General features: G+C 48.6%; 2 protein-coding genes and 4 pseudogenes. 3 read left to right on the forward strand and 3 right to left on the reverse strand.

Annotated features, from left to right (window positions below; all coding sequences use genetic code 11):
* The 3 genes and pseudogenes from CCU_RS02185 to CCU_RS02195 form a co-directional block, all read left to right on the forward strand.
* A partial coding sequence (locus tag CCU_RS02185) for a DUF6017 domain-containing protein (RefSeq protein WP_243440833.1) occupies positions 1–236 on the forward strand: 236 nt, incomplete at its 5' end.
* Positions 237–250: 14 nt separating this feature from the next.
* Entirely contained in the window at positions 251–475 is a 225-nt protein-coding gene (locus CCU_RS02190) for a DUF5348 domain-containing protein (protein ID WP_002584988.1), read from the forward strand.
* A gap of 71 nt (positions 476–546) precedes the next feature.
* Positions 547–960: pseudogene (locus CCU_RS02195) on the forward strand (PcfB family protein); the annotation flags it as partial.
* Here CCU_RS02195 and CCU_RS02200 read toward each other — a convergent pair.
* The 3 pseudogenes from CCU_RS02200 to CCU_RS02210 form a co-directional block, all read right to left on the reverse strand.
* Positions 937–1,134, reverse strand: a pseudogene (locus tag CCU_RS02200) (relaxase/mobilization nuclease); the annotation flags it as partial. The pseudogenes CCU_RS02195 and CCU_RS02200 sit on opposite strands and share 24 nt — an antisense overlap.
* 33 nt (positions 1,135–1,167) lie before the next feature.
* Positions 1,168–1,338 (reverse strand): annotated as a pseudogene (locus CCU_RS02205) (plasmid mobilization protein); the annotation flags it as partial.
* Between the two features lie 202 nt (positions 1,339–1,540).
* Positions 1,541–1,708: pseudogene (locus CCU_RS02210) on the reverse strand (transcriptional regulator); the annotation flags it as partial.

Below are 1,708 nucleotides of genomic sequence, written 5' to 3' on the forward strand. Positions count from 1 at the left end.
AGAGAAAGACAATCCGTATCGCCGGGGACGATTACCCGGCAGAGCTTGTCAAGGCAAAGTTTATGAAGCTCAACAGCAGCCACATTGAATTTGTCTTTGACTGCATGAAAGAGAATACCACCAAAATCCGCAACATTAAACAGTACCTTAAAGCGGTGCTGTTCAATGCGCCGAATACCATTGACAGCTACTATACCGCCCTTGTCGCACACGATATGGCGACAGGCAAAATCTAAAGGAGGATTACCACATGGCACAGAAAACAGGAGCTTTGATTTTTGACGAACAGACCGACCGCTACGACATTCGCTTTGACATTGCCGACTATTACGGCGGCTTGCATTGCGGGGAGTGTTTCGACGTATTCACAGGCGGCAAATGGAAGCCGACCCGTATTGAAATGAGCGCGGCGCAGGAATGGTACCTTGTGGGTATCCGCGCCGAGGATTTGAACGGCTTGCGCGTCCGTATCTAAAGCCTATGGGCGGCTACCGCAGCGGCGTACCACCCTAACATTATCAGACTACCGCGAAAGGAGGACGGTAAATGCAAGATGAAATCAACGAAAAGACCATAGCCCTTTACATCAAGACCGGGAAACTGACCGCGCAGACGCTTCAAAAGGCTATGAAAACGCTGCTTGCACAGATGAAGAAGCAGAAAGACAAAACGCCGCAGGGCAAACAGACTTTGAAGCAGCTTATGAAGCAGAACGCGGGCGTTTCCAACATTGAGATTACCGAGGGCAATATCAAAGCCTTTGAGAGTACGGCGAAAAAGTACGGTATCGACTTTGCGCTGAAAAAGGACACGACGGAAAGCCCGCCCCGCTACCTTGTGTTTTTCAAAGGGCGCGACGCTGACGTGCTGACCGCAGCTTTTAAGGAATTTTCCGCAAAGAAGCTGACGCAGGAGAAAAAGCCCTCTATCCGCAAGCTGCTTTCCTGTCTGCAAAATGCTGTCTATGTTCTGCTTGATAACGTCATATTCCCGGACTTTCTTTTTCAGCTTGCCATAATCGGCGTAAAGGGCTTCTTTCTGCGCTTGGAGTGCTTCATATTCCTTTTGCAGCGTGGCGGGATTGGGGAGCTTTGTAATGCCCGCCGTTTTGAGTGCCTTTGCCGCAGCTTCATGGTCTACTTGGATAATGTATCCGTCAATGGCAATCTTCCTAAGATATGCCGCCATGTTCCGGGTGGGGACGAGCTTCATTTTTTCAAGAATTAAATCCCGTTCCGCTTCTGTTACTCTAAATTTGATTTGTACCGTTCTTTTGCGTCCGTCCATGCTTTCGCTCCTTTCCATTCCGAGGGTTTGGGATACTTCCCAATAAGCCATTTTCAACCGACGCGTCGCAGCGCAGGAGGGCGAAAATACGGAAGTGGGTACCCGCTTCCTATGCTTGCTATGAAAGTTTTTTCTTACTCCCTATTACAACAGAAAGCCCCGTTTTGCCAAACTTACGCAAAAGAAAAACGCTGCAATCTCAAAAAAGATTACAACGCTTCCTAAATCCTATTCAGTTTTAGGCCGGACATTCCTATTCGCCCTCTTTTTCGACTTCGGAAATCTCTTTTGCCGTTGCGGTGACAATCCGTATGCCTGTATCGCTCATATCATCAAGAAGCGCGTCAAGCTGCCGCCGCTTTGTGTCTTTCTCCGGCTGCGTATCTAAAAGAAACTGGTCTACGGATATATGATAGCGCAG

It is taken from the genome of Coprococcus sp. ART55/1 (genome assembly GCF_000210595.1).
Classification (GTDB): Bacteria; Bacillota; Clostridia; order Lachnospirales; family Lachnospiraceae; genus Coprococcus; species Coprococcus aceti.